This window comes from Aquabacterium sp., from assembly GCF_034003525.1.
Lineage (GTDB): Bacteria > Pseudomonadota > Gammaproteobacteria > Burkholderiales > Burkholderiaceae_C > Aquabacterium.
On sequence record NZ_JAVEYN010000010.1, the window covers coordinates 39,208 to 62,129 of the forward strand.

Here is a 22,922-nt window from a genome sequence, read left to right on the forward strand (position 1 = left end):
AGGGCTTATTGCATGAAATGCCCGCCTTCGTCACAGGGCGGCCCAAATCAGGGTTACCCCAGGTTCAGACTGCAACCCCGTTCGCATTGATCTACATCAACAGACTCACTGTTGCACCATGACATTCATCTCTCAACTCAAGATCGGCCAGCGCTTAGCGCTGGGTTTCGGCTTTCTGGTTGCCATGTTCATTGGCGTTCAGCTGTTCGGGGCATCGCAAGCTGGCAAGCTCAACGACAACACCCTGGCGTTCAGCGAGAACGTCGTGCCCTCGCTGACCATCATCTACCAGGTCAAAGACCAACTGGATCTGAGTCGCCGACTCCAGTTGCGGGCCTTGTCCACCACGTCCGAGTCGGAACGACTCGCCGCCCTCCAAGAAGCCCAGGCCGCCCAAGCCCAGGCCAAGAAGACGATGGAAGCGTACGACAAGATGGTGGCCGACGCAGAAGACGGCAAGCACCTCAGCGACGTCAAGGCCAAAGCGACCGCCTACATCGATCTGAGTCTCAGGTCCGCAGAGCTCGCTTCCAAGGTGGACGCTGACCCCTCCGTGCTGGAGACTTACCACAACCTGGTCGCCAAAGAAGGGCGCGCGAACTTTGACGAACTCGCACAGGCCGTCGCCCAGTGGTGGGCTTACAACGAGACCCTCTCGGCCCGCCTGTCCGAGTCCAGCAAACAGACCAACACCCAGGTGATCGTGATGATCAGCGTGGCCACCTTGGTGGTCGTGGTGAGCTCATTGCTGATCGCCCTCTTCACCACCCGCTCCATCACTGGCCCGATCAGCGAAGCGGTGCACGTTGCCGAAGCCGTGGCCTCGGGCGACCTGCGCTCGCGCATCGACGTCAAGAGCCGCGATGAGACCGGCCAGCTGATGTCCGCCCTCAAGGTCATGAACGAGCAGCTCTCGCAACTGGTCAGCCAAGTGCGCCTGAGCAGCGACAGCATCGCCACCGGCTCGGCGCAGATCGCCACGGGCAACGCCGACCTGTCGCAACGCACGGAAGAGCAGGCCTCGAACCTGCAGCAAACAGCCGCTTCCATGGAGCAGATCAACTCGACCGTGACGCAGAACGCGGACACCGCGCGTCAGGCCGTGCAAATTGCGTCGGGGGCCTCGCGAGCTGCCAGCCAGGGCGGTGAGGTCGTGCAGAAGGTGGTCGTCACGATGGGCGACATCTCGGATTCCAGCCGCAAGATCTCCGACATCATCTCGGTCATCGACGGCATTGCCTTCCAGACCAACATCCTGGCGCTGAACGCGGCCGTGGAAGCCGCCCGCGCCGGTGAGCAAGGCCGCGGCTTTGCGGTGGTCGCCGGTGAAGTGCGCACCCTGGCCCAGCGCAGCGCCAACGCCGCCAAGGAGATCAAGACACTGATCAACGAGAGCGTGGAAAAGGTGGAATCCGGCGCCACGCTGGTCAACGAGGCCGGCCAGCAGATGCACGACATCGTCACGCAGGTGCAGCGCGTGACGGACCTGATCGCCGAGATCGCCGCGGCCACCCATCAGCAGTCGTCCGGCATTGGCCAGGTGAGTGATGCCGTCTCGCAACTCGATCAGGTGACACAGCAGAACGCCGCCTTGGTGGAAGAATCTGCCGCCGCCTCGGAAAGCCTCAAGCACCAGGCGCAGGCCCTGGCCGAGGTCGTCGCCGTGTTCAAGGTCTGACTCAGGCCCGAGGGTTGGGCGTGGTGTCCGCCGCCTGCCCACCCAGCAACTCGTCGAGACAGCGCAACAAGGCCACCACGTCCAGCGGCTTGGTCAGGTAGGCGCTGAACCCCCGGGCCCGGGCCGCGTGCACGCGGTCGGGCATGGCGTCGGCAGACAGGGCCACACGGAGCAGGTTGCGTGTGCGCGGGCTGGCCTGCAGCGCGTCATCGAGCTCGAAGCCCGTCATGTCCCCCAGGTGCATGTCCAGCAAGAGCAGATCGGGCGGATCGGCCTGGATCATTGCCAAGGCCTCCTGGCCATTGCAGGCGACCTTCAGCCGCCAGGACGGACGCAAGGCCAGAATCTGGCTCACGAGCTGCACATTGACTTCGTTGTCTTCGGCATAGACGATCGTGGCCTCGCTGGCCGGCACGTGCCCCTCTTCCCAGGCGGCAAAGCTGGAGGGCTCCGCGGCGTCGGCCACCGGCAGACTGACGGTGAACACACTGCCCACGCCGCGTTGGCTCTGAACGATCAGCCGCCCGTTCATCAGCGCCACCAGCCGCTGGACAATGACCAGGCCAATGCCGGTGCCATCGATGCCGGTTTGCTCCGCGCCCAGGCGATTGAAGGGTTCAAAGAGCTGCGCCTGCTGCTCGGGCGTCATACCGGCGCCAGAGTCGGACACCGAACAATGCACCCAGCCCCCCTCGTGCCAGGCATGAACGCGCACGAAGCCACCGGCGTGGTTGTACTTGATGGCATTGCTCAAAAGGTTGACCAGCACCTGACGCAAGCGCACCCGGTCGGCATGCACCGCCACATCCAGGGGCTGCGGTGGCACGGAGAGTGCCAGCTGCGCCTGCTCGGCCGATTCGCTGACCATGCTCACGGCGTCGTGCAGCACGGTCTCGAGTTGCAGGGGCTCCAGCGACATGGGCAAGTCTCCCGCCTCGATGCGAGACAGGTCCAGCACATCGCTGATCACCGCCAGCAGATGTCCGCCAGCCCGCTCGATCAGGCGCACCTTGCGCAACTGGTCCTCCTGCAGGGGTGACTGGGCATCCATGCGCAGCAACTGCGCAAAACCGATCACGGCGTTCAGGGGTGTGCGCAGCTCATGGCTCATGCGCGAGAGAAATTCGGACTTGGCCTGGCTGGCACGCTGGGCGGTTTCGGCCGCCACGCAGGCTTCCTGATACAGCTTGTGCTCGGTGATGTCGGCGATGTAGCCGCAACGCACCTCCTGGCCATCGGCGTCGAAACCCGAGATCGAGTCGGCTGCGCACCAGCGCCACTCGTCACGCGCATTGCGCACCCGGAACTCGCTGTGCAGGCGCACCGAACCGGAGATGGCCGCATCGCGTTCCTGGAAGAACTGGGCCAGGTCTTCGGGCATCACGCGGTTGTACAGCACCCAGGGTGAGGCCAGGGCCTGCTCGGGCGTGGCCCCGAACATCTCGCGCACGCCCTCGCTGACAAAGTCGAGGTGGCCTGCCACATCGGGGCCGGCGCGGAACACATAAATCATGCCCGGCAGGTTGTGCGACAAGGCCGTTAGAAGTCCATTGCGCTCGTTCAGCCAGGCGGCGTGCCGTTTGCGGTCGGTGATGTCGTTGAACACACAGAACCAGCGCAGCCGCCCATCGTCAAGCTGATGCGCCCGAGCCTGCACCGCAAACCAGCGCAGTCCGTGAACCGGCGACTGCACCCGGCAGTCCATCTCGAAAGGCGCCAGCGTGCGCGCACTGTTTTCGATGACGTCGAACAGAACCGGCTGCTCATCGGCGTGGACCAGATCAGCCAGACGCTGCCCCAGCAAGCTCACCCTCGGATACCCCAGCGACGTGCAGGCGAGCTGATTGGCATCATCGATGCAGCCCCGATGATCCATGATCACCTGCGCTGCTGGCGAGAGATCGAAAGCAGTCTGATACGGTGACGGGGGCAAGGACACGGATGAAGGCAGATGTGGACACAGGCACCTGATTAAACATCACGAACCCTGCCACGGGGCGTAACAGTGCGTGTCAACCCCGCATGTAGGCGTCAACCCCCTCAACCACCCCACCACGCCAGCAGCAGAGGCAGCAGCAAGGCTGTCAACAGTCCATTGAGGCCCATGGCCAGGGCCGAGAACGCCCCGCAGGTTTCGCCGATCTGCAAAGCCCGCGAGGTGCCGATGGCGTGGGCACAGGTGCCCAGTGCGGTGCCCAGTGCCGCATCGTCACCCGGCAACAGGCGACGGAGCAGCCACGGCCCCACCACCGCGCCCAGCAAGCCAGTGACCAGCACGATGGTGGCGGCCAGGGCCACGTTGGCGCCCACCTCATGCGCCAGCACGGTGGCCAGCGCGGTGGTGACCGATTTGGTGCTCAAGGCCAGCACCAATTCACGGCTGCCGCCCAGCCAGTGGGCCACGAGCATGGCCGTCACGACACTGACCACCCCACCCACCGCAATGGCCGCCAAGGTGCTGCGCCAGCGCGCGCCCACATGCTGCAACTCCGTGTAGAGCGGAATGGCCAGGGACACGATGGACAGCCCCAGCAGCCAGTGCAGGAACTTCGTGGACTCGAAATAGTGGGCATACGAGATGCCCAGTCCCTTCAACGCCACGATGACCATGGCCACCGACAGCACCAACGGATGCACGAACGGTGACTGCCCCGCCTGACGGTACAGCCACGTGGCCACCGCATAGGCCGACAGCGTCAGGAACAGCGGAAACAGTTGATGCGCCAACACCGCCGACGCGGCCTGATGCCAGAGCAACGACAAGTCAGACATCACCACCCTGCTTTCCGTCGAAACGCCGCAACCAGCGGATGGTCAAGCCCGTCGCCACCATGCCCGCCACGATGCTCACCAGGAGGGCCACGGTCAGCGGCCACCAGTTGGCCTGCAGCAGATCTGCCTGCTCCATGATGCCGACGCTGACCGGCACCAGCAGCAGCGGCACCAGCAGCAACATCGTCGAGCCCGCACGACGCAACTCAGGCAGGTGCCCCTTCTTTGCCAACAAGGTCAGCAGCACCAGCACCATGCCCACCACCGAGCCCGGCACAGGCAAGCCTGTCACCGCCACCACCGCCTCGCCCATCAACTGCCCGGCCACCAGCAAGGCCATGCCCTGAATCATCTCTCAACACCTCGCTCAACGCATCTCGAACAGTTCCTGGTGGAAGTCGTCCGGCGAACGACCTTGTGCCACCCAGTCCTCACGCAGCGTCTGACCAAAACCGGTCGGCCCGCAGAACCAGACGCTGGCCTCGGCCCAGGCCGGCACCAGCTCGCGGATGCGCTGCGCCGTCAGGCGCCCATGCTCAGCAGCGATCACCACATGCAGTGTCACCCCCGCCTGCTCGGCGCGCCGGCGCACGCGGCGGATGAACTCCGCATCGGGGGCGCTCGTGCTGTAGAACAGGTCAATGGCCTTGCCATCGGGCTGCTCGCACAGGGACTGCATGCGGGCGATGAAGGGCGTGATGCCAATGCCACCTGCCACCCAGATCTGACGTGGGTGGCGTCCCTGGAACGAGAAACGCCCATAAGGCCCCTCAACCTGAACCAAGTCCCCCACCTTCACTGTGGCCGGCAAGGTATTCGTGTAGTCGCCCAGCGCCTTGATGAGGAAGAACATCTTGCCGTCACCCTTCCAGGACGACGACATCGTGAACGGATGCGGACCTTCACGAGGGTCCAGCGTGACGAACGCAAACTGCCCGGCCTGGTGACCGGGCCAGCGGCTCTGCAGGCTCACTGCCACCCGCAGCACCCGGTTGTCTTCGTGGTACTCCACTTCATCGACCACCGCCACGGCGCGGCGGGTCTGGCCCACACGGCGTGTCAAGCTGATGAGGGCGGCCACCGTGCCGCCGGACAGCAGGACCACCACCACCGGCCCGATGCCTTGCGTCCAGTAACTGAACTTCATCAGCACCACCGAGTGGTACACCAGCACCAGATAGACGACCGCCAGCCAGCGGTGCGTCTTGAAGAAGTAGCGATAGGGGAAGCGCTTGATCAAGGCCAGCCCGATCAGCACCAGGGCCGCATAAAACGCCCACTCCCCGACATCCTCGGCCAGCCCGCGCTGCCCCGCCAACCAGCCCTGCAGCCCCTCGTATACCGGACGTGCCCCCTTGCGGGCAGGACGCTCGAGCCAGCCCCAGCCCACGGCCCACTTCACACCCTCCACCCACAACCAGTGGGCAATGGCCGTGATCAGTGCGGTGATGCCCAGCCACTTGTGCAGGCGGTAAGACTTGTCGAGCCCGCCCAGGAAAGATTCGATGCGCCCACGCGGCCGCAAGGCCAACAACATGCCCACGCTCATCGCCCCGATCGCCAGGATGCCCGTGTAGTTGAGCATCGAAGTGCGGAAGTTGAAGATGGCAAAGGCGTCAAACCAGATGGTGTCGGCCGAGGCCCACAAACCTGTCAAGACAAGGATCAAACCGATCAGGGTGAGCTGGACATGTTTCATGGACGTATCGACGGGCAAATGACCCCGTCAAGTCTACGCCTGTCGTCCCCCTCACGGACTGTGCGTCTGGCGCACACAGGCCATGTCCGATTTTGCTTTTCGCATACAGATGCCGCGGCTTCCCGCTATATTTACAAAATCGGACATGTGAACGCCAGTCCGCCCCCACCTCACCCTCACGGAGGTTTGTCCAATTGCGCCGTTCGCTGATGTGCCTCGGGATGGCGCTGTGCCTCGCCCTGCTGACGTCTCTGCCCCACAAGGCGCACGCCGACGCCAACACGCCGGTGCTGCGGGTGCTGGCCTGGCCGGGCTACGCCGAGCCCGAGGTGGTCAAGGAGTTCGAGGCCCGTACCCACGTCCGGGTCGAGCTCACCATCGTCGACACCGACGAGATGCTGTGGCAAAAGATCAGCGACCCCAGCGGCCCTGGCTTTGACGTCTTTGCGGTCAACACCGCCGAGTTGCAACGCTACCTGGCCAGCAACCGCGTTCAACCCATCGACACCACACGCATCCCTGCGACCGAACGTCAGCAACCGCGGTTTCGACAGGTGTCGGCCATTCCCGGCCTGGTACGCCAGACCGCCAAGGGCGAGCAGGTCTACGCCATCCCCTTCACCTACTCGGCCATGGGGCTGATCTATGACAAGCAGCAGCTCACAACCGCCCCGGAGTCCATCCAGGCGCTGTGGGACCCGCAATGGCGCGGCAAGGTCATTGCATACAACGGTGGCACACACAACTTCTCGCTGGCGGCGCAGGCGATGGGGCTGCCCGCCCCTTTCCGAATCCCGCCCGAAGACACCGAGGCCGCGGCGGCCAAGCTGATCGAGTTGCGGCGCAACGCGCTGGGCTTCTACACCCAGCCCGATGAGTCGGTGCGCCTGTTTCTGCGCCACAAGGCCGCGCTCATGTTTGCCAACTACGGCATGCAGCAGCTGCATCTGCTGCATGCCGCCGGGATCCAGGTGGGCTACGTCATCCCACGTGAAGGCGCCCTCGCCTGGCTGGACTGCTGGGCCATTCCCCGCAACGCCCGCCACGTGCCCCTGGCCCACGCCTGGATCGACCACCTGCTAGGCGACACCGCCAGCCGCCTGCTCGTCAACCGTCAGGGCCTGGCCAACACCGTGAGCCCCATCGCACCCAACGCCAACAGTGGCAACCTCATCTGGCTGCAACCCGTGGAGAACGCCGCGCGACGCGAGCAACTGTGGGCCCGCATCCATTCGGGCGCCAAGCTGAACAAGGTGATGACGCCATGAAGCTCGGCATCGTCTGGCGCACGGGCATTGCCATGGCCCTGATTGGGGTGCTGGCCTCCGGCCTGACCGGCTACTACGCCTTCACCGAAAGCCGGGCGCTGCTGCAATCGGCCGCCGAACAGCGCCTGCTGACCGCCACCCGCGTGCTGGCACGCCAGCTCAGCGTGGGACTGGACAACGCCAGCCGCGACGTGCTGATGGTGGCCCAGCACCCTGGTACCTTGGGCTTGCTGCAGACCTGGGAGAGCCAGGCGCCCAACAGCCGCGGCAGCACCATGGCCGCGCTGTTTGACACCATCTTGCGCACCCATCCTGAATACTTTCAGATGCGCCTCATCGCGGCCACCGACCATGGCGCCGAACGCGTGCGAGTGGACCGCAGCGAAGAAGGCCTGGCCCGCATTTTCGAAGAAGATCTGCAGGAAAAGGGACACTACCCCTACGTGGTGGAAACATTGCGACTGCCGCAGGGCGCGGTGTACGTCTCCCGTGCCAGCATCAACCACGAGATGGGCGCGCACGCGGGCCATCACACGCCCTCGCTGCAAGTGGCCACGCCCGTGTACGACGCCCAGCAACAGGCGCTGGGGCTGGTCGTGGTCAACATCGACCTAGAGCGCCTGTTCAAGCAGCTCGCGGCCGACCTTCCCGACACCCTGAGCCTGTACCTGAGCAACAGCCAGGGCGACTTCCTCATCCACCCTGACCCCAAACAGGCCTTCGCTTTTGACCGCGGCCAGCGCGCCCTGGTGCAAGACGCCTTCCCCGACACCCGCCAGCTGATCGGAGAGCAGGCCGAGGACGCCACCCAGCAACTGGTCACGACCCAGTCCACCACGACGCCAGAAAGCGCCCTGGTCGCCGCCTTCGTTCGCCAGCCCCTGGTCGGGCTGCACAACGATGAGGGCTTCGTGATCGGCCTGGGCCAGCCGCTACGTTCCGTGCTGGCCGATGCCGACCAACTGGGCCGCACCAGCTTGCGCATCGTGCTGGCTTTCAGCGCCTTGGCCATCGTGCTGGCGGCCCTGCTGGCACACCGGCTGTCCAAGCCCCTGCACCAGTTGCTGCACGCCCTGCGCGAATTCGGCCAGGACGCGAACGATGCGCCACTGCCTCTGCCCGTGACGCGTCGCGACGAGTTCGGCACCCTGGCCCGTGCCATGGAAGAGATGCAGTCCCAGATCCGAGGCCAGTTCGCCTCGCTGGACCTCAAGCAACAAGAGCTGGACCGACTCGCCAGCCACGATGCCCTAACGGGTCTGCCCAACCGCCGCCTGTTCATGGACCGGCTGAGCCAGGCCCTCGCCCGTGCGCGCCGCAGTCAGGGTCAGCTCGCCCTGCTCTTCATCGACCTGGACAACTTCAAGGACATCAACGACACCTTGGGCCATGCCGCAGGTGATGACGTGCTCAAAATGATGGGTGCACGCATGAGCGCCCTGGTGCGCGAGGTGGACACCGTGGCGCGCCTGGGCGGCGACGAGTTCATCATCTTGCTCGATGGCGCCGACGACCATGACGAGATCACCCAGATTGCCCAACGCATGGTCGAGGCGCTGCAACAGCCCGTGACCTACGCTGGACACCTACTGGCCTGCGGGGGCAGCATCGGCATCAGCTGCTTCCCCGCCGATGCCTCGGACATGACAGCCTTGATCGCCGCGGCCGATCAGGCCATGTACTGCGCCAAGCAAAGCGGCCGCAACCAGCTGTGCTTTGCCTCGACGCTGGCGCCCCACACGCTCAGGTCAGATCCTTGACCTCGGCCGTGGCGGCCTGCAGTTGTGTGGAGGCTATCACCGCTTCACGCGAGGTCTCCACCTCGTACAGGCGACTGCTGCCAATGACTTGTCCGTTGGCCGCTTTGAGGTTGAAGTAGGGCTTGCCATTGGCGGCCACCAGGCGCTCGTAACGGGCATCGTTGCCGGCATTGGCCTTCACCGACGCGATGCCATTCTCGGCCGACGCCTTGCTGTGATACAGCTCGCTGCTCAGAACCGTTTCTCCGTTGTCGCCCTTGAGCGTGAATCGAAACTGTCCATCACTGCTTTTGCTCAACTCGAACGTGGCTGCCATCTCGGATCTCCTGAAGTTGAAACCATTGACGCGAAACACTCTGCCAGACTAGGCCAGGTTCGACAAGGCCACCACAGCGGCCACCAGGCCGGCCACGCTGATTGCGGCCAGCCACAGGGTGCGCACGCGATTGGTCTCAATGCGCTGCACCAGTTGGGTGTTCTGCTCGGCCAGTTGCTTCATCAACTCCGACGAGGCCAGCATCTGGGTGTGCAACTCCGCCACCACGCCTTCGAGCTCGCGAATGCGAGCCTCCATGGCGACCGGCGACAGGGCCTCGGCCGAGGCAGGAGGCTGAGAGGCACCACTGCCGGCAGGCGTCTCAGGCGCCTTGCCCGACACTGACTTCCACAGCTTCTTGGCGCCCTCGGCGACCTTGGGCGCGTTGTTGATGACCTCGGTCCAGGGAACGTGTGAGAGAACGGTCAGCCAGCCAATGGCCATGGGAACACCTCCAGAACGCGATCAGCTCAGTCCTTTGGGATTGAGCCCATATTCGTTGCTGCCCGGCTTGCTGTCCTGCACCGTGAAGAACAGCAGGATCAAACCACCCACGAGCGGGATCAGGCCGATCAGCAGCCACCAGCCACTGCGACTGGTGTCATGCAGGCGGCGCACCGACACGGCCACGCTGGGCACCAGCACGCCCAAATAGTACAGCCCGCTCAGCAGCCCCATGCCCAAGTCATCACTGAAGCTGCCGGTGATGCTGTCGACGATGACCAAGGCGATCATCGCCAACACATTGAAGAGGATGAAGTACCAGTACTCGGCCCGTTGGGCACGACCGCTGAACACCGCGTACTTCTTCAACACCGAGAGATACCAGTCCATGCCCGAGCTCCTGTTGTGATCAAACTGTTGGCCGACCTGCACCTGCTGCGCCAGACGACCGACGTGCGGGCGATCGGGACGAGCAGAAGCTGTGGGTGAACCGCACGCGGCGCAAAACTTGTCTTCCGGGTGGTTTTGAGCGCCACATTGCGTGCAGAACATCCTCGACCTCGGCTTGTTTGGTGATGTGTATGAGAACCATAACGCAAGTGTGTGCGGCAGATGTCTCCCGTGGGACACAGGTGGCCCGCAAACCGGGTGAACCCTGAGGTCATGGCCGCAGCACGCGGCAGGATTTCGCAGCTTGGGTAGGATGAACCATCCACGTTGACACGCCCTCACCATGTCTTCCCCCCTCAAAATCGACTTCGTTTCCGACATCTCCTGCCCGTGGTGCGCCATCGGCCTGTCTTCTCTGTTGCAGGCGCTGGAGCGCATGCAGGATGAGATCCAGGCCCAGGTGCACTGCCAGCCGTTTGAGCTGAACCCGCGCATGGGGCCGGGTGGTCAGGACATTGGCGAGCACCTGAGCGAAAAGTACGGCAGCACCGCCGAGCAACAGGCGCAGATCCGGGAGACCATTCGCCAGCGCGGCACCGAAGCCGGCTTTGAGTTCACCCCCGACGGACGCGGCCGCATCTACAACACCTTCAACGCGCACCGCCTGCTGCACTGGGCGGGCATCGAGTACCCCGAGCGGCAAGTGGCCCTGAAACTGGCGCTGCTGCAAGCCTGCCACCGTGACCGCCAGGCCATGGACCAGCCGGACGTGCTGCTCGCAGCGGTGACCGCGGCGGGGCTGGACGTGGACCACGCCCAGGCCATCTTGCAAAGCGACGAGTTTGCCGACGAGGTGCGGGAGCAGGAGTCGTTCTACACCAGTCACGGCATCCACTCAGTCCCGGCCGTGATCGTGAACAACCGGCACCTCATCTCGGGCGGACAGCCCGTGGAGGTGTATGAGCGGGCGCTGCGGGAGATTGCGGCAGCGGCTCAGAGCGAGGCGCCCACAGCCTGACGCCCGAAGGCCTAGGCCGTCGCCAGAAAGGCGGGATGGAAGCTCACGCGCCCTTGGGGCACATGCGCGCTGAGCGGGAACGTGAAGAACACCTCCGGGGGCACGCCTTCCAGCACCAGGCCGGGCACATTCTGAAACCCGAACCTGGTGTAGTAGCCCGGGTGCCCCACCAGGCAACATCCCTGGGCGTGCATCGCTTTCAGACGAGCGAGGCCTTCATGAATGAGGGCTTTGCCAATGCCTTGCCGCTGGTACGCCGGCAAGACGGATACCGGGCCCAGGCCATACCAGTGAGGCGAGCCGTCTGACAAGGTGATGGGAGAGAAGGCAATGTGTCCGACCACCTGCCCTGCCACCTCGGCCACCAAGGACACAGACAGCGCGCCCGCCGCACGGAGTGCTGCCACCACAAACTGCTCGGTGTGGTTGCTGATCTCCAGAGGCTGGAAAGCCGCGATGGTGACCGCCGTGATGGCACTCACATCGGCATCGGTCTCATCGCGAATGGTGAGGGACTGGCCTTGATTCATTGCACTAGACGCCATATTGAGAGCCACAGACGTTGAGGGCACACACGGTCACCGCCGCTTCACTTCAGACGATGGGCTTGGCCATGTGGTGAGAGCTGAGCTCAAACCCCTTGCTGAGGTAAACACGGTGCGCAGCATGGCGCGCGTAGCCCGTATCCAGGTGAACGGCCTGACACCCCTGTCGACGTGCGTACTCGGTCACCCAATCGAGCAGCAGCCCGGCAAAACCCCGGCCGCGCGCCTCGGGCAAGGTCGTGAGGTCATCGATGTAGAGCACCCGGCCCCAGGCCATGAACTCTGCCAAACGAAAACCCGCCGCGCTTTTCACGCGCCCCTCATCACGCAAGGCCACGATCTGAAACCCTTGCGCCTCCTGACGGCGCACTTGCGGGACGAACTGATCTCGCGCGAGATGAGGACGCAACACCGCATAAGCGTCAAAGCACCCATCCAGTTCGGCATCAGAGCGAGCCAGAAAAATGTCGGGGTTCGAAGGAACTGTCATGACGATGCGGCCTCACTCCCATTTTCCACCACTCAGGGCCACTTGATCAGAGAGCAGTTCATGATTCGCCAAGGGCCGCCCTGTCCAGACACGGACAGTCGATGCGCCAGCGCCAAGCGCCATCTCACGAAAGGCTCTGAGTTCCACCTGCGTGAACCCCCCGTCTGGATCTCCCAATGGGTGGATGACCACGCTGGGCGCCGCACGCAACCAACCCTTGCCAAGTGCGCGCTGAAGTTGGACCCGAATCAGCGCTTCAGCGCTGGCGAAGTCTGACACCAGCGACCGTGGGTGCGCGAAGGGCTGGATGAGTTGCGCTGGCTCGGACGCCGCCGCCACGCGCGCCTCAGCCCCTACACCCAAGATGGCCTTGGGTTTCGGCGGCAAGGACACGGCGAGTTCCGCCACCTCTGAGATCTCCAGCCCGGATTTCAGATTCTTCAAGGTCAGAAGATGCGGCGAGATCTGGATGTAAATGCGCGGCTGGAAGAAGGAGAGCATGGGTCCGTTACCAATCTGTTTTCATGGAAGGTCTGACGCAGGAAGGGCGCGACCGACGTTGAAGGACACTCGATCAGATGAGACCATGCCATTCATGGTTGGATGATGATGACATGCCCCTCACATGAGAATTTTGTCGGTCTGTCAGCGTGTCGAAATAATTTACACATCACTCCAAGAACGCATGCCAACCCAATAATGAGCGCTGCAAGTGCTTGACACAAAAGGGATTTCCATATTGGCACTGAACCTGCTTAACGAGCACTGTTGTCAACAGCAGTGTCCGAGACTCCCATGTTCAAGAAACTCACGCTCTCCATTGTCGCCACGCTGGCCCTCTCAGTACCAGCCTTGGCTGCGGTCATCACGGGCCCTGCCACACTGACAGAGACCATTGTTGGTCACACCAATACCGGCCTGAGCATCACCGCCAACCAGAACACCGTGCTCGACAGCTTTGTGTACTGGAATCAAGGGCCTGACAACACCGTCTACTTGCGCGACGCCAACACCGGTGCCACGCTGTTTTCAACCTTGGTGATCACCGACTCGCTTCAACAGTTCGTGGACGTGGACTGGGCCCTGGAAGCAGGTCGCACCTATTTCTTGATGGTTGATAACGCCAACGGCATGTGGACGCCTTATGGCTCTCCCTCGTCCAACACCGACATCACGGTCAACACGGCCTTCTTCTCCGGCAGCAATTACAGTGGGTACTGGACGTCTTTCACGGACATCACAACCGGTTCGACCAACTCGGTGCCGGAGCCAGGCTCGCTGGCCTTGATGGGTGCCGCGCTGGCAGGTCTGATGCTGCGCAAGAAGCGCGCCTGAGCCGCTCATTGACGTAAAAAAAAGCCCGGCACCGCCGGGCTTTTTTGTTTGAGCGTTGGGGATACGCTCAACGCTCCGTCACACCCGTCACCGCGAGCGTCTGCGTGCCGGTCACAATCATTCGCACCATCAGCACCAGTTGCTCGGTCAACTCATCGAGCTTTTCTGGCGGCGCGTCCATCACCGTGGCGCCAATGGCAAACACCAGGCGGGTGATGGCTTTGGCGGTCAGGGCCGGCTCGAACAGCCCCGTCTTGTTGAGTTCGGCCAGGCGAATCAGGTCCAGGCGCAGCTCTTCTTCAAAGTAGTTCAGCTGGCGGTCTACCGCCTGTTTGAAGGCATCAGAGCCAACCGAGCCTTCGCGCAGCAACATGTGCAGCAGCTTGTCGTCACTGCGAAGCTGCTCCATGAAGGCCTCGACCGAACCGCGCACCACGCTGCGGTCGGCGCTCGCGCGCTTGCGGGCCTCCCCAATGATCCGCCGCAGCGACTGCCCTGCCCGCTCGATCAAGGCCACGGCCAGCTCGTCCATGTCCCGGAATTGTCGATAAAAGCTATTGGGGGCAATGCCGGCCTCGCGCGCCACCTCGCGCAAACTCAAGGATGAGACGCTGCGGTTGGGCCCGGCCAGCTTGAGCGCGGCCTTGATGATGTCATCACGTGAAATGACGGCTTTTCGCCCCGGGGTGCCTGCCGCCAGTGGCTTGTTCACATGGGTGTCAGATGGGACGGTCAGGATATCGCTCATGTATGGGGTGGCCAAGGCAACATCATATCGCCCGGCAATTAATGCACAAGTGTATAGACAAATGTTCGCTTGTGCGTATACTTCGACCATCAAGATTCAAGAACCGCCTCTGTGACCGTTTCCTACTCCGCTTCTCGTGGCCAGGCCAATGTGGCACCCAGCGCCTTGCGCAAGGTGGTGGCGCCCTTTGTGAATCCGGGCATCTTCGACTTCTGGGTCAGCAAGCTGAACCCGGCCTGGTCGTGGGACCGTCCTTTGGCCCGCGTGGTCGAGCGCAAGGTCGAGGCACTCGACACCGTCACCCTGGTGCTCAAGCCCAACGCGCACTGCGGCAAGTTTGTTCCGGGTCAGCACATCAATGTCACCGCCGAGGTCAACGGCCGCCGCACCACGCGCAGCTACAGCCTCACGGGCATTCCGCGTCGCGATGGCCGCCTGTCGCTCACCATCAAGCGCGTGGACAAGGGCGTGCTGAGCACCCACCTCGTGCAACACATTCAGGTGGGCGACGTGCTGGAGCTGGGCCCGGCCTTTGGCGAGATGACCTTGCCTGCCAAGCCCGAGGGCGAGTGGCTGTTCCTGGCCGCCGGCAGCGGCATCACCCCCTTGATGAGCCTGACGCGCAGCCTGGCCGCGCAGAACATGCCGGTGGACCTGACCCTGATCTACTGGGCCAAGACCCGTGCCGAGCTGTGCTTTGCCCGCGAACTGCGCGAGCTCGCCAAGCAGTTTCCCCGCTTCAAGCTGCAGTTCGTGCTGGAGAAAGAGCCGCAACTGCTGCAAGGCGAAGAATCGGGCCTGATCAGTGCCGAACAGCTCGCCCGCGTGGTGGGTGACCTGTCGGCCAAGCAGGTCTATGCCTGCGGCCCCAGTGGTTTCGTCGATGCGGCCCGCAGCCTGACCGAAGGCCAGGTGCGCAGCTTCATGGCCGAGGGTTTCACGCCCATGGCCCCGATCACGGTGGCCGATGCGGCCACCGCCACGGTGAAGGTGCACCTGGCGGCCAGCGGGCGCGACCTGGAGATCACCACCAATTTGTCGATTCTGGACGCCCTGGAAGCCCAAGGCCTCAAACCCAAGGTGGGTTGCCGCATGGGCGTGTGCCGCACCTGTGTGTGCACCCGCACCGAAGGCACCACCCTCGACCTGCAGACGGGCGAACAAGACGCCCAGCCGGGCATCGACGTGCGCATTTGCATGACGCGCGCCCGCACCGACCTCACGCTTGACCTGTGAAAGTGATTGCTGACATGAGCAAACCGACCAGCCGCGTTCTGAGTGGCGACGAACTGGAGCGCTTTGGCGCCGAGATTGATGCCCTGCGCGCCCGCACCGTGGCCGACCTGGGCGAGCGCGATGCGCGCTACATCCGCAACGTCCACAAGGCCGTGCGCTACTCCGAGATCCTCGGCCGCGTCCTGCTGATGGTGGCGTGGTTCCTGCCCGAAGGCTGGGTGTTTGGCACCGCTGCGGTGGGCGCCGTGATCTTGGGCCTGTCCAAGATCCTGGACAACATGGAGCTGGGCCACAACGTCATCCACGGTCAGTACGACTGGATGGGTGACCCCCACCTCAATGGCAAGAACTTTGAGTGGGACATCATGGGCACCAGTGAGAACTGGCGCAAGACGCACAACTTCCGTCACCACACCTACACCAACATCCACGGCATGGACGAGGACTTGGGCTATGGCGTGCTGCGCCTGTTCCCCGAGCAGAAGTGGCACCCGGCCCGCCTGGGTCAGCCGATCTACGCCATCATCTTCGCCATCCTGTTCGAGTGGGGTGTGGCCATTCAGGACCTGCGCCTGGGTCGCTGGCTGACCGGCCGCGTCAACAACAAGCAGATGTTCCAGATCGCACAACCGGCTCTGGTGAAGATGCGCCGTCAGCTGATCAAGGATTACCTGATCTGGCCCTTGCTGGCTGGCCCGGGCTTCCTGGTGGTGTTGGCCGGTAACGCCGTCGCCAACGTGATCCGCAGCCTGTGGACCTACACGGTCATCTTCTGCGGCCACTTCACGACCGACGTGCAGACCTTCCCCAAGAGCGTGCTGAAGAACGACAGCCGCGCCCACTGGTATGTGCGCCAGATCGCCGGCTCCTCGAACCTGAGCGGCGGCTTCCTGCTGAACGTGATGACGGGCAACCTGAGCCACCAGATCGAGCACCACCTGTTCCCGGACGTGCCGGCCAACCGCTACGCCGAGATGGCCGTGCAAGTGCGCGACATCTGTCAGCGCTACGGCCAGTACTACAACACCGGTTCGATGGTGAAGCAGTTTGGCCAGGTGCTGTGGCGCATACTGCGTCACTCCTTCCCCAGCTCGCCGGCGCGCACCCTGCGCCCGAAGATGGCGAAGTAAGCGCGGCCCGCTTCCCTGCCAACCGCATCTGTGCCACCCGCCAGATGCGGTTTTTTCTTGCCTGCGCAGCGGGTTGGCTCAGCCCGGCAAGGTCAGGCGTGGAAGATGTGGCACGACACGGTGTGCTGTTGCAGCACGGCACGGATGGGGTACTCGGCCACGTCGCCAGGTAGCATGGCCTGGTGCAGCAGCTCCAGCTTGTCTTCGCCGGTGATGTGGACGATCAGCTGGCGGGTGTCGAGCAAGGCGCGGCGGGTGAGGCTCACGCGGGGCACGGGGACGTTGGGCGGCAGGGGGGCACCCACGGCCAGACAACGCGCAGGCGCCACGTCCAGCAAGGCATAGGGCAGTTCGGGCGCGTCGGGAAAGAGCGAGGCGGTATGGCCATCGCCGCCCATGCCCAGCACCACCGCATCGGCTGGCCAGGACAGCGCGGCCAAGGTGGCTTCGAGCGCGGGCACGCCCTCGGCGGGGGTGGCGGCACCGTTGTACAGGGGCACAAAGTGCGCGGCAGCCGCCTGCGCCTTCAACAGGTGCTTGCGCACCAAGGCTTCGTTGCTGCCGGGGTGATCGGGCGGCAGCCAGCGCTCATCGGCCAGGGTGACCGTGACCGCCGACCAGTCGAGCACGCAACGGGCCAAAGCCTGGAAAAACGGCACGGGCGTGCTGCCCCCTGACACGACCAGCAAGGCCTGCCCGCGCTCGTCCAGACCCTGGCGCAACAAGGCCGCGACATGGTCGGCCAGGTCCAGCGCCAGCAGGGCCGGATCGGCGGCGTGGTGAAAGGTGTGGTGCAGCGAAGGGGGACAAGACAGCTCAGGCATCGGCCCATCATAATGAGCCATGCCCATTGCTCCCCAGCATCCCCCTCTTCACGACACGGTGCGGGCGGTGACCGACCGCATCCGTGCTCGCAGCGCGGCCACGCGTGCGGCCTACCTGCAGCGCATCGACGCGGCAGCGCGCGACAACGCGGTCGAACGGGCGCACCTGGGCTGCACCAACTTGGCCCATGGCTACGCGGCGGCCCCGGCGGGTGACAAGATCTGGCTGCGCCAACAGCGCGCGCCCAACATCGCCATCGTCTCCAGCTACAACGACATGCTGTCGGCCCACCAGCCGCTGGCAGCCTACCCGGACTGGATCAAGCAGGCCGCACGCGAGATGGGGGCCACGGCGCAGTTTGCCGGCGGTGTGCCCGCCATGTGCGATGGCGTGACGCAGGGCCAGCCTGGCATGGAGCTGTCGCTGTTTTCGCGCGACGTGATCGCGATGGCCACCGCCGTGGCCTTGTCCCACAACATGTTCGACGCCACGCTCTGCCTGGGCGTGTGCGACAAGATCGTGCCGGGCCTGCTGATCGGTGCCCTGAGCTTTGGCCACCTGCCCACCCTTTTTGTGCCGGCCGGCCCCATGGGCACGGGCCAGAGCAACGAAGAAAAGGCCAAGGTGCGCCAACGCCACGCCGCTGGCGAGCTGGACGATGCCGCCTTGCTGGCCGCCGAAGAGAAGTCCTACCACGGGCCGGGCACCTGCACGTTCTACGGCACGGCCAACAGCAACCAGATGCTGATGGAGATCATGGGCCTGCATCTGCCAGGCACGGCCTTTGTGCCGCCTGGCACCGCCTTGCGCGAGGCCCTGACCCGCGCCTCGGCGCAGCGTGTGGTGCAGCTCACGCGGCACAGCACGCAATACACGCCCGTGGGCCAGGTGGTAGACGAGCGCGCCGTGGTCAACGGCATCGTGGGCCTGCTGGCCACGGGCGGCTCGACCAACCACACCCTGCACCTCGTCGCCATCGCTCGGGCAGCGGGCATCATCATCAACTGGGATGACTTTGATGCGCTCTCCAACGTGGTGCCGCTGCTGGCCCGCGTCTACCCCAACGGCAGTGCCGATGTGAACGCCTTCCAGGCCGCAGGTGGCGTCGCCCTGGTCATCCGCGAGTTGCTGGACGTGGGCCTGTTGCACGCCGATGTGCGCACCGTGGCCGGGCCTGAGGGTCTGTGGCACTACACGCAGCAGCCGGTGCTGCACAACGGCAGCCTGACCTGGGTAGACGCGCCCGCGCAAAGCGGCGATCCGAGCATCATTTCCACCGAGCAGGCGCCCTTCTCGCCCGATGGCGGCCTGAAGCTGCTGCAGGGCAACCTGGGCCGTGCCGTCATCAAGGTGTCCGCGGTGAGGCCCGCGCACCGCGTGGTGGAGGCGCCCGCGTTGGTCGTGCATAGCCAGCAGGCCTTGCATGATGCTTACCAGCGTGGCGAACTGAACCGCGATGTGGTCGCCGTGGTCATCGGCCAGGGCCCGCGCGCCAATGGCATGCCCGAGCTGCACGCCCTCACGCCGCTGCTGACGAATCTGCAAGACCAGGGCTTCAAGGTGGCGCTGGTGACCGATGGGCGCATGTCGGGCGCATCGGGCAAGGTGCCGGCCGCCATCCACGTGACGCCCGAGGTGCTGGCGGGCGGCCCGCTGGGCAAGCTGCGCACCGGTGACCTGGTCCGGCTGGACGCCGAAGCGGGTACGCTGGAGGCCCTGGTGCCCGAGGCCGAATGGGCCGCCCGCCCCACCGCCGCGCTGGACGTGAGCGCCGCCCATGCGGGCACCGGGCGCGAGTTGTTTGGCGGCCTGCGACAGATGGTGAGCGGTGCCGAACAAGGCGCCATGACCTTTGGCTGGACGGAGCAAAGCGAAGCATGAAGGGTGACGAACTGACGCTGGAGAAGGCGCTGACCCGCGGCCCGGTGATCCCGGTGCTGGTGATCGACCGGGTGGACGATGCGGTACCGCTGGCGCGGGCGCTGCTGGCCGGTGGCGTGCAGGTGCTGGAGGTGACGCTGCGCACCCCGGCGGCACTGGACGTGATCCGCACCCTGGTGCGCGAGGTGCCCGAGGCCCTGGTGGCCGCCGGCACCGTGACCACACCCGAGCAGTGGGAGGCCGTGGCCCATGCGGGTGCGCACCTGGCCGTGTCTCCCGGGCTGACGCCCCGCCTGCTCAGTGCCCTGCACAGCGTCGCCCCCACCCCGCTGCTGCCCGGCGTGGCCACCGCCTCCGAACTGATGAGCGCGATGGACGCCGGCCTGAACCGCTTCAAGTTCTTCCCGGCCCAGCAGGCCGGAGGCGTGGGCATGCTCAAGGCCTTCCAAGGCCCCTTTGCCGATGCGGTGTTCTGCCCCACCGGCGGCATCACCTTCGACACGGCGTCCCAGTTCCTAGCCTTGCCAAATGTGGCCTGTGTGGGCGGCTCCTGGCTGGCCCCGCCCTCGGCCGTGCGGGCCGGTGACTGGGCGCGCATCACCGAGCTGGCACGCGACACGCTGACGCTGGGCGGCACGCTCACCGCCTGATCGGCGGCGCCCTGGAGGCGTGCCCACCGCACCCTCTTTCTGGGGGGGGTGATCTGGCTTTCCCTTACCGTGAAGCACTTCACGCTGGCGTAGTCTGACAACAAGCCCATCCAGTCTGGGTTGCCCCGCTGACACAGGGCTGTTGACGACCATTCCAAAGGGCACATGCCAAGCTCCGCGCCAGTCACCGCTGCTTCCCTTCGCATCGTGCTCACCACCTTCGGCACGCATGGCGACATCGTGCCCTTCATTGGTCTGGCCAAGGAGTTGCAGGCCCTGGGACACCGGCCGGTGCTGGCCACGTCCGACTTTTTCCGCGATCTGGTGACCGAGCACGGCGTGGAATACGCGCCCGCGGCGCCCCACCACAGCCAGCATGAACGCGACCTGGGCCTGACCCAGGCCGAGCGCCTGCAAAAAGCCTTTCACCCGCTGCTGGGCGGCAAGTTCGTGATGGAGAAGCTGGTCTATCCCTACATGGACCAGATCTGCGCCGAGTTGGACGCGGCCTGCGAAGGCGCCGACCTGCTGGTGGCCCCCCCCACCACGCCCTGGGCGCACATGGTGGCGCACAAGCGCGGCCTGCCCTGGAAGTCCGTCATCCTGCAGGCGCTGACCCTGAGCCTGCACAGTGCCCAAGACCCCCCGGTGGTCTCCAACGCCTTGTCGCTGCGCCCCTGGCCGCGCCTGCTCGGCGAGGAGCGCTACCGTCGGTGGTTCCGCGCCCTGCGCAACTCGGGCCGCAACTTCATCAAACCGCTCGACGACAAGGCGCGCGAGTACGGCATGTTCGACCCAGCCCGCAACCCGATCTTCGAAGGTTGCATCTCGCCCTGGGGCAGCGTGGCCCTGATGGCCCCCGAGATGATGCGCCAGCCGTTGCCCACCGACCTGCCCGGCCCGGTGGACTTTGCCGGCTTCAACTTCTTCGACGGCAACACGGCCCCCTTGTCCGACGAGCTGGAAGCCTTCCTGCAAGATGGCCCCCCGCCCCTGCTGTTCAGCCTGGGCTCCTCGCTGTGGTTCCAGGCGGCGCGCTTTTACCCCGGCTGGTCGAAGTTGTGCGCGCGCCTGGGCGTGCGAGCCATTTTCCTGGCCGGCCAGAACGTGCTGAACGGCCCCCTGCCCGCAGGCCAGATCACCGTGCCTTGGGCTTCGGTGGGTGCGCTGTTCCCACGCTGCCATGCGGTGGTGAACACGGCCGGCTGCGGTATTTCCTCGCAGGTGATGCATGCAGGGGTGCCGCAATTGCTGGTGCCTTTCGGCATGGACCAACCCGACAACGCCGCGCGCCTGGTGCGCCTGGGTGCAGCCCTGAGCGTGCCCCCCCGCAAAGCACGTGGCAAAACCTTCGAGCAGGCCCTGCATCGCCTGATCCACGACCCCGCCCTGCACGCACGCGCACGCCAGCTGCGGCAGGACATCAACCCGGTGTGTGGCACGGTGACCGCCGCACGCCTGATCGCCCAATCTTGCCCCGCCCGCCATGAGCAGCAATGAAGTACCCCAGGCCTCGGCCTTGTCCAAACTGAAGATCGACCGCAGTGCACAGGCCCCTGTGCGCAAGAAGTCCAGCCTGAGCACCTGGCTGGTGGTCGGCGCCGCGGCTGTCGCCGGCGGTGCCTACCTGTGGATGCCCCGTGCCACAGAAGTAAGCACCACGTCGGTGGTCCTGAGCACCCCCTCGCAGCAGTATGTGCAACTGACCGCCTCAGGCTATGTGGTGGCCCAGCGGCGCGCCGCGGTGGCCTCCAAGGCCTCGGGCCGGCTGGTGGAGCTGAACGTGCGCGAAGGCTCCCAGGTCAAGCGCGGTGAGCTGTTGGCCCGCCTGGACGCCAGCGACATTCAGGCCGCCATCCTGGGCGCCGAGGCCGCCGTGCTGCAGGCCGAAGCCAACCACAAACAACTGTGGGTGCAGCTGATCAACGCCCGCGCCGAAACCGCCCGCGCGCGCAGCCTCGAAGGCCAGGGCTTCATCTCGCCGCAAATGGTGGACACCACGGTAAGCAAGAACAAGGCGGCCTTTGCCGCCGCGGCGGCCGGCCAGGCCGCGTTGGAACAGGCACGCGCCCAGCTCAAGGCCCAGAAGGTGGCCTTGGACTACACCGAAATCCGCGCCCCGTTTGACGGCGTGGTGCTGGTCAAGAACGCCAATGTGGGCGACATCATCACCCCCATGTCGAGCGCCGCGGGCGCACAGGGTGCCGTGGTCACCATGGCCGACATGAGCACGCTCGAAGTCGAGGCCGACGTGTCCGAAGGCAATCTGTCGAAGGCGCAAGTGGGGCAGCCCGTCGAGATCGTGCTGGACGCCCTGCCCGGTGTGCGTTTCAAGGGCCGCGTCTCGGGCATCGTGCCCACGGTGGACCGCGCCAAAGCCACGGTCATGACCAAGATCCGCTTCGAGCAGCTCGATGCCCGCATCCTGCCCGAGATGAGCGCCAAGGTCAGCTTCCTGTCGCAAGACATCAGCGCCGCCGACCAGAAGACCGTGTTGGCCGTGCCCGACCATGCGATCGTCACCGACCAGGGCAAGAGCCATGTCTACCGCATTGCCTCCGTCGGCGGCAAGGAGGTGGCGCAGGCCGTGCCGGTGACCCTGGGCCGCCAGCTGGGCGACCTGCGCGAGATCAGCGGCGAGCTCAAGCAAGGCGACAAGCTGGTGGGCACCCCGCCCACGCGCCTGTCCGACGGCGCCCGCGTGCGCCTGGCCGCGTCCTGACGCGAGGGCGCCGCA

Annotated in this window: 23 protein-coding genes and 1 pseudogene; 11 read left to right on the top strand and 13 right to left on the bottom strand. The window is 65.0% G+C overall.

Features of this window, described 5'->3' with window-relative positions:
* The first annotated feature begins 118 nt into the window (after window positions 1-118).
* Window positions 119-1,678, top strand: a complete 1,560-nt coding sequence (locus RBT42_RS07830) for a methyl-accepting chemotaxis protein (RefSeq protein ID WP_320363815.1) — start codon at window positions 119-121, stop codon at window positions 1,676-1,678.
* Window position 1,679: 1 nt separating this feature from the next.
* On the opposite strand, the gene RBT42_RS07835 is transcribed toward RBT42_RS07830, so the two are convergent.
* From RBT42_RS07835 to RBT42_RS07850, 4 genes are all read right to left on the bottom strand, one after another.
* On the bottom strand, window positions 1,680-3,617 hold the full coding sequence (locus RBT42_RS07835) for an ATP-binding protein (protein WP_320363816.1): 1,938 nt from the start codon (window positions 3,615-3,617) through the stop codon (window positions 1,680-1,682).
* A gap of 101 nt (window positions 3,618-3,718) precedes the next feature.
* Window positions 3,719-4,450, bottom strand: a complete 732-nt coding sequence (locus RBT42_RS07840; protein ID WP_320363818.1) for an LrgB family protein — start codon at window positions 4,448-4,450, stop codon at window positions 3,719-3,721.
* Window positions 4,443-4,802, bottom strand: a complete 360-nt coding sequence (locus tag RBT42_RS07845) for a CidA/LrgA family protein (RefSeq protein WP_320363820.1) — start codon at window positions 4,800-4,802, stop codon at window positions 4,443-4,445. Before RBT42_RS07845 ends, RBT42_RS07840 begins: the two co-directional genes overlap by 8 nt.
* Before the next feature lie 15 nt (window positions 4,803-4,817).
* Window positions 4,818-6,149 (bottom strand): ferric reductase-like transmembrane domain-containing protein, encoded by a 1,332-nt coding sequence (locus tag RBT42_RS07850; protein WP_320363822.1) that lies wholly within the window; start codon window positions 6,147-6,149, stop codon window positions 4,818-4,820.
* Window positions 6,150-6,370: 221 nt separating this feature from the next.
* On the opposite strand from RBT42_RS07850, the gene RBT42_RS07855 reads away from it, so the two are divergent.
* Window positions 6,371-7,417, top strand: a complete 1,047-nt coding sequence (locus RBT42_RS07855) for an extracellular solute-binding protein (RefSeq protein ID WP_320363824.1) — start codon at window positions 6,371-6,373, stop codon at window positions 7,415-7,417.
* The gene (locus RBT42_RS07860; RefSeq protein ID WP_320363826.1) at window positions 7,414-9,177 is read left to right on the top strand and encodes a GGDEF domain-containing protein; all 1,764 of its coding nucleotides are present in this window, start codon (window positions 7,414-7,416) and stop codon (window positions 9,175-9,177) included. The genes RBT42_RS07855 and RBT42_RS07860 overlap by 4 nt, the downstream gene beginning before the upstream one ends.
* Here the strand turns inward: RBT42_RS07860 and RBT42_RS07865 are convergent.
* The 4 genes and pseudogenes from RBT42_RS07865 to RBT42_RS16495 form a co-directional block, all read right to left on the bottom strand.
* Window positions 9,161-9,493 carry a YegP family protein gene (locus RBT42_RS07865; protein ID WP_320363828.1) on the bottom strand — a complete coding sequence of 111 codons (333 nt, stop codon included), beginning with the start codon at window positions 9,491-9,493 and terminating at the stop codon, window positions 9,161-9,163. The genes RBT42_RS07860 and RBT42_RS07865 overlap by 17 nt on opposite strands.
* A gap of 48 nt (window positions 9,494-9,541) precedes the next feature.
* Window positions 9,542-9,937, bottom strand: a complete 396-nt coding sequence (locus RBT42_RS07870) for a hypothetical protein (RefSeq protein WP_320363830.1) — start codon at window positions 9,935-9,937, stop codon at window positions 9,542-9,544.
* A gap of 21 nt (window positions 9,938-9,958) precedes the next feature.
* Window positions 9,959-10,327: a DUF805 domain-containing protein gene (locus RBT42_RS07875; protein ID WP_320363832.1), complete on the bottom strand. Its 369-nt coding sequence runs from the start codon at window positions 10,325-10,327 to the stop codon at window positions 9,959-9,961.
* Between the two features lie 99 nt (window positions 10,328-10,426).
* Window positions 10,427-10,765, bottom strand: a pseudogene (locus tag RBT42_RS16495) (hypothetical protein); the annotation flags it as partial.
* On the opposite strand from RBT42_RS16495, the gene RBT42_RS07880 reads away from it, so the two are divergent.
* A complete protein-coding gene (locus RBT42_RS07880) occupies window positions 10,671-11,345 on the top strand; it encodes a DsbA family oxidoreductase (protein ID WP_320363834.1) in 675 nt (224 codons plus the stop codon). The pseudogene RBT42_RS16495 and the gene RBT42_RS07880 overlap by 95 nt on opposite strands.
* Before the next feature lie 11 nt (window positions 11,346-11,356).
* On the opposite strand, the gene RBT42_RS07885 is transcribed toward RBT42_RS07880, so the two are convergent.
* The 3 genes from RBT42_RS07885 to RBT42_RS07895 all read right to left on the bottom strand — a co-directional run bounded on the left by RBT42_RS07885 (window position 11,357) and on the right by RBT42_RS07895 (window position 12,881).
* Window positions 11,357-11,875, bottom strand: a complete 519-nt coding sequence (locus RBT42_RS07885; protein ID WP_320363837.1) for an N-acetyltransferase — start codon at window positions 11,873-11,875, stop codon at window positions 11,357-11,359.
* Window positions 11,876-11,939: 64 nt separating this feature from the next.
* The gene (locus RBT42_RS07890; RefSeq protein ID WP_320363839.1) at window positions 11,940-12,380 is read right to left on the bottom strand and encodes a GNAT family N-acetyltransferase; all 441 of its coding nucleotides are present in this window, start codon (window positions 12,378-12,380) and stop codon (window positions 11,940-11,942) included.
* A 12-nt stretch (window positions 12,381-12,392) separates the two neighbouring features.
* Window positions 12,393-12,881: a rod shape-determining protein MreB gene (locus tag RBT42_RS07895; RefSeq protein WP_320363841.1), complete on the bottom strand. Its 489-nt coding sequence runs from the start codon at window positions 12,879-12,881 to the stop codon at window positions 12,393-12,395.
* A 294-nt stretch (window positions 12,882-13,175) separates the two neighbouring features.
* Here RBT42_RS07895 and RBT42_RS07900 point away from each other — a divergent pair, with 294 nt between their 5' ends.
* On the top strand, window positions 13,176-13,715 hold the full coding sequence (locus RBT42_RS07900; protein ID WP_320363842.1) for a PEP-CTERM sorting domain-containing protein: 540 nt from the start codon (window positions 13,176-13,178) through the stop codon (window positions 13,713-13,715).
* Window positions 13,716-13,782: 67 nt separating this feature from the next.
* On the opposite strand, the gene fabR is transcribed toward RBT42_RS07900, so the two are convergent.
* Complete coding sequence (gene fabR, locus RBT42_RS07905; protein WP_320363844.1) at window positions 13,783-14,463, bottom strand: HTH-type transcriptional repressor FabR; 681 nt, start codon at window positions 14,461-14,463, stop codon at window positions 13,783-13,785.
* A 111-nt stretch (window positions 14,464-14,574) separates the two neighbouring features.
* Between fabR and RBT42_RS07910 the strand changes: the two genes are divergently transcribed.
* Both RBT42_RS07910 and RBT42_RS07915 read left to right on the top strand, forming a co-directional pair.
* Entirely contained in the window at window positions 14,575-15,699 is a 1,125-nt protein-coding gene (locus RBT42_RS07910; protein WP_320363846.1) for a ferredoxin reductase, read from the top strand.
* Window positions 15,700-15,713: 14 nt separating this feature from the next.
* Window positions 15,714-16,829 (top strand): acyl-CoA desaturase, encoded by a 1,116-nt coding sequence (locus RBT42_RS07915; protein WP_320363848.1) that lies wholly within the window; start codon window positions 15,714-15,716, stop codon window positions 16,827-16,829.
* 92 nt (window positions 16,830-16,921) lie between these two features.
* Here the strand turns inward: RBT42_RS07915 and pgl are convergent, their stop codons facing one another.
* The gene (gene pgl / locus RBT42_RS07920) at window positions 16,922-17,653 is read right to left on the bottom strand and encodes a 6-phosphogluconolactonase (RefSeq protein ID WP_320363850.1); all 732 of its coding nucleotides are present in this window, start codon (window positions 17,651-17,653) and stop codon (window positions 16,922-16,924) included.
* A 19-nt stretch (window positions 17,654-17,672) separates the two neighbouring features.
* Between pgl and edd the strand changes: the two genes are divergently transcribed.
* From edd to RBT42_RS07940, 4 genes are all read left to right on the top strand, one after another.
* Complete coding sequence (edd, locus tag RBT42_RS07925; protein WP_320363853.1) at window positions 17,673-19,535, top strand: phosphogluconate dehydratase; 1,863 nt, start codon at window positions 17,673-17,675, stop codon at window positions 19,533-19,535.
* A complete protein-coding gene (locus RBT42_RS07930) occupies window positions 19,532-20,185 on the top strand; it encodes a bifunctional 4-hydroxy-2-oxoglutarate aldolase/2-dehydro-3-deoxy-phosphogluconate aldolase (protein WP_320363855.1) in 654 nt (217 codons plus the stop codon). Before edd ends, RBT42_RS07930 begins: the two co-directional genes overlap by 4 nt.
* Window positions 20,186-20,350: 165 nt before the next feature.
* Window positions 20,351-21,685 (top strand): glycosyltransferase, encoded by a 1,335-nt coding sequence (locus RBT42_RS07935; protein WP_320363857.1) that lies wholly within the window; start codon window positions 20,351-20,353, stop codon window positions 21,683-21,685.
* The gene (locus RBT42_RS07940) at window positions 21,672-22,907 is read left to right on the top strand and encodes an efflux RND transporter periplasmic adaptor subunit (protein ID WP_320363859.1); all 1,236 of its coding nucleotides are present in this window, start codon (window positions 21,672-21,674) and stop codon (window positions 22,905-22,907) included. Before RBT42_RS07935 ends, RBT42_RS07940 begins: the two co-directional genes overlap by 14 nt.
* Window positions 22,908-22,922: the final 15 nt, after the last annotated feature.

What these genes read in the sequence shown, in the direction of transcription:
- pgl (WP_320363850.1), bottom strand. Translation starts at nt 17,653, where the DNA reads ATGCCTGAGCTGTCTTGTCCCCCTTCGCTGCACCACACCTTTCACCAC.
- RBT42_RS07890 (WP_320363839.1), bottom strand. Translation starts at nt 12,380, where the DNA reads ATGACAGTTCCTTCGAACCCCGACATTTTTCTGGCTCGCTCTGATGCC.
- RBT42_RS07855 (WP_320363824.1), top strand. Translation starts at nt 6,371, where the DNA reads ATGGCGCTGTGCCTCGCCCTGCTGACGTCTCTGCCCCACAAGGCGCAC.
- edd (WP_320363853.1), top strand. Translation starts at nt 17,673, where the DNA reads ATGCCCATTGCTCCCCAGCATCCCCCTCTTCACGACACGGTGCGGGCG.
- RBT42_RS07915 (WP_320363848.1), top strand. Translation starts at nt 15,714, where the DNA reads ATGAGCAAACCGACCAGCCGCGTTCTGAGTGGCGACGAACTGGAGCGC.
- RBT42_RS07840 (WP_320363818.1), bottom strand. Translation starts at nt 4,450, where the DNA reads ATGTCTGACTTGTCGTTGCTCTGGCATCAGGCCGCGTCGGCGGTGTTG.
- RBT42_RS07930 (WP_320363855.1), top strand. Translation starts at nt 19,532, where the DNA reads ATGAAGGGTGACGAACTGACGCTGGAGAAGGCGCTGACCCGCGGCCCG.
- RBT42_RS07845 (WP_320363820.1), bottom strand. Translation starts at nt 4,802, where the DNA reads ATGATTCAGGGCATGGCCTTGCTGGTGGCCGGGCAGTTGATGGGCGAG.
- RBT42_RS07870 (WP_320363830.1), bottom strand. Translation starts at nt 9,937, where the DNA reads ATGGCCATTGGCTGGCTGACCGTTCTCTCACACGTTCCCTGGACCGAG.
- RBT42_RS07830 (WP_320363815.1), top strand. Translation starts at nt 119, where the DNA reads ATGACATTCATCTCTCAACTCAAGATCGGCCAGCGCTTAGCGCTGGGT.
- RBT42_RS07900 (WP_320363842.1), top strand. Translation starts at nt 13,176, where the DNA reads ATGTTCAAGAAACTCACGCTCTCCATTGTCGCCACGCTGGCCCTCTCA.
- RBT42_RS07850 (WP_320363822.1), bottom strand. Translation starts at nt 6,149, where the DNA reads ATGAAACATGTCCAGCTCACCCTGATCGGTTTGATCCTTGTCTTGACA.
- RBT42_RS07880 (WP_320363834.1), top strand. Translation starts at nt 10,671, where the DNA reads ATGTCTTCCCCCCTCAAAATCGACTTCGTTTCCGACATCTCCTGCCCG.
- RBT42_RS07885 (WP_320363837.1), bottom strand. Translation starts at nt 11,875, where the DNA reads ATGAATCAAGGCCAGTCCCTCACCATTCGCGATGAGACCGATGCCGAT.
- RBT42_RS07895 (WP_320363841.1), bottom strand. Translation starts at nt 12,881, where the DNA reads ATGCTCTCCTTCTTCCAGCCGCGCATTTACATCCAGATCTCGCCGCAT.
- RBT42_RS07865 (WP_320363828.1), bottom strand. Translation starts at nt 9,493, where the DNA reads ATGGCAGCCACGTTCGAGTTGAGCAAAAGCAGTGATGGACAGTTTCGA.
- RBT42_RS07860 (WP_320363826.1), top strand. Translation starts at nt 7,414, where the DNA reads ATGAAGCTCGGCATCGTCTGGCGCACGGGCATTGCCATGGCCCTGATT.
- RBT42_RS07940 (WP_320363859.1), top strand. Translation starts at nt 21,672, where the DNA reads ATGAGCAGCAATGAAGTACCCCAGGCCTCGGCCTTGTCCAAACTGAAG.
- RBT42_RS07875 (WP_320363832.1), bottom strand. Translation starts at nt 10,327, where the DNA reads ATGGACTGGTATCTCTCGGTGTTGAAGAAGTACGCGGTGTTCAGCGGT.
- RBT42_RS07935 (WP_320363857.1), top strand. Translation starts at nt 20,351, where the DNA reads ATGCCAAGCTCCGCGCCAGTCACCGCTGCTTCCCTTCGCATCGTGCTC.
- fabR (WP_320363844.1), bottom strand. Translation starts at nt 14,463, where the DNA reads ATGAGCGATATCCTGACCGTCCCATCTGACACCCATGTGAACAAGCCA.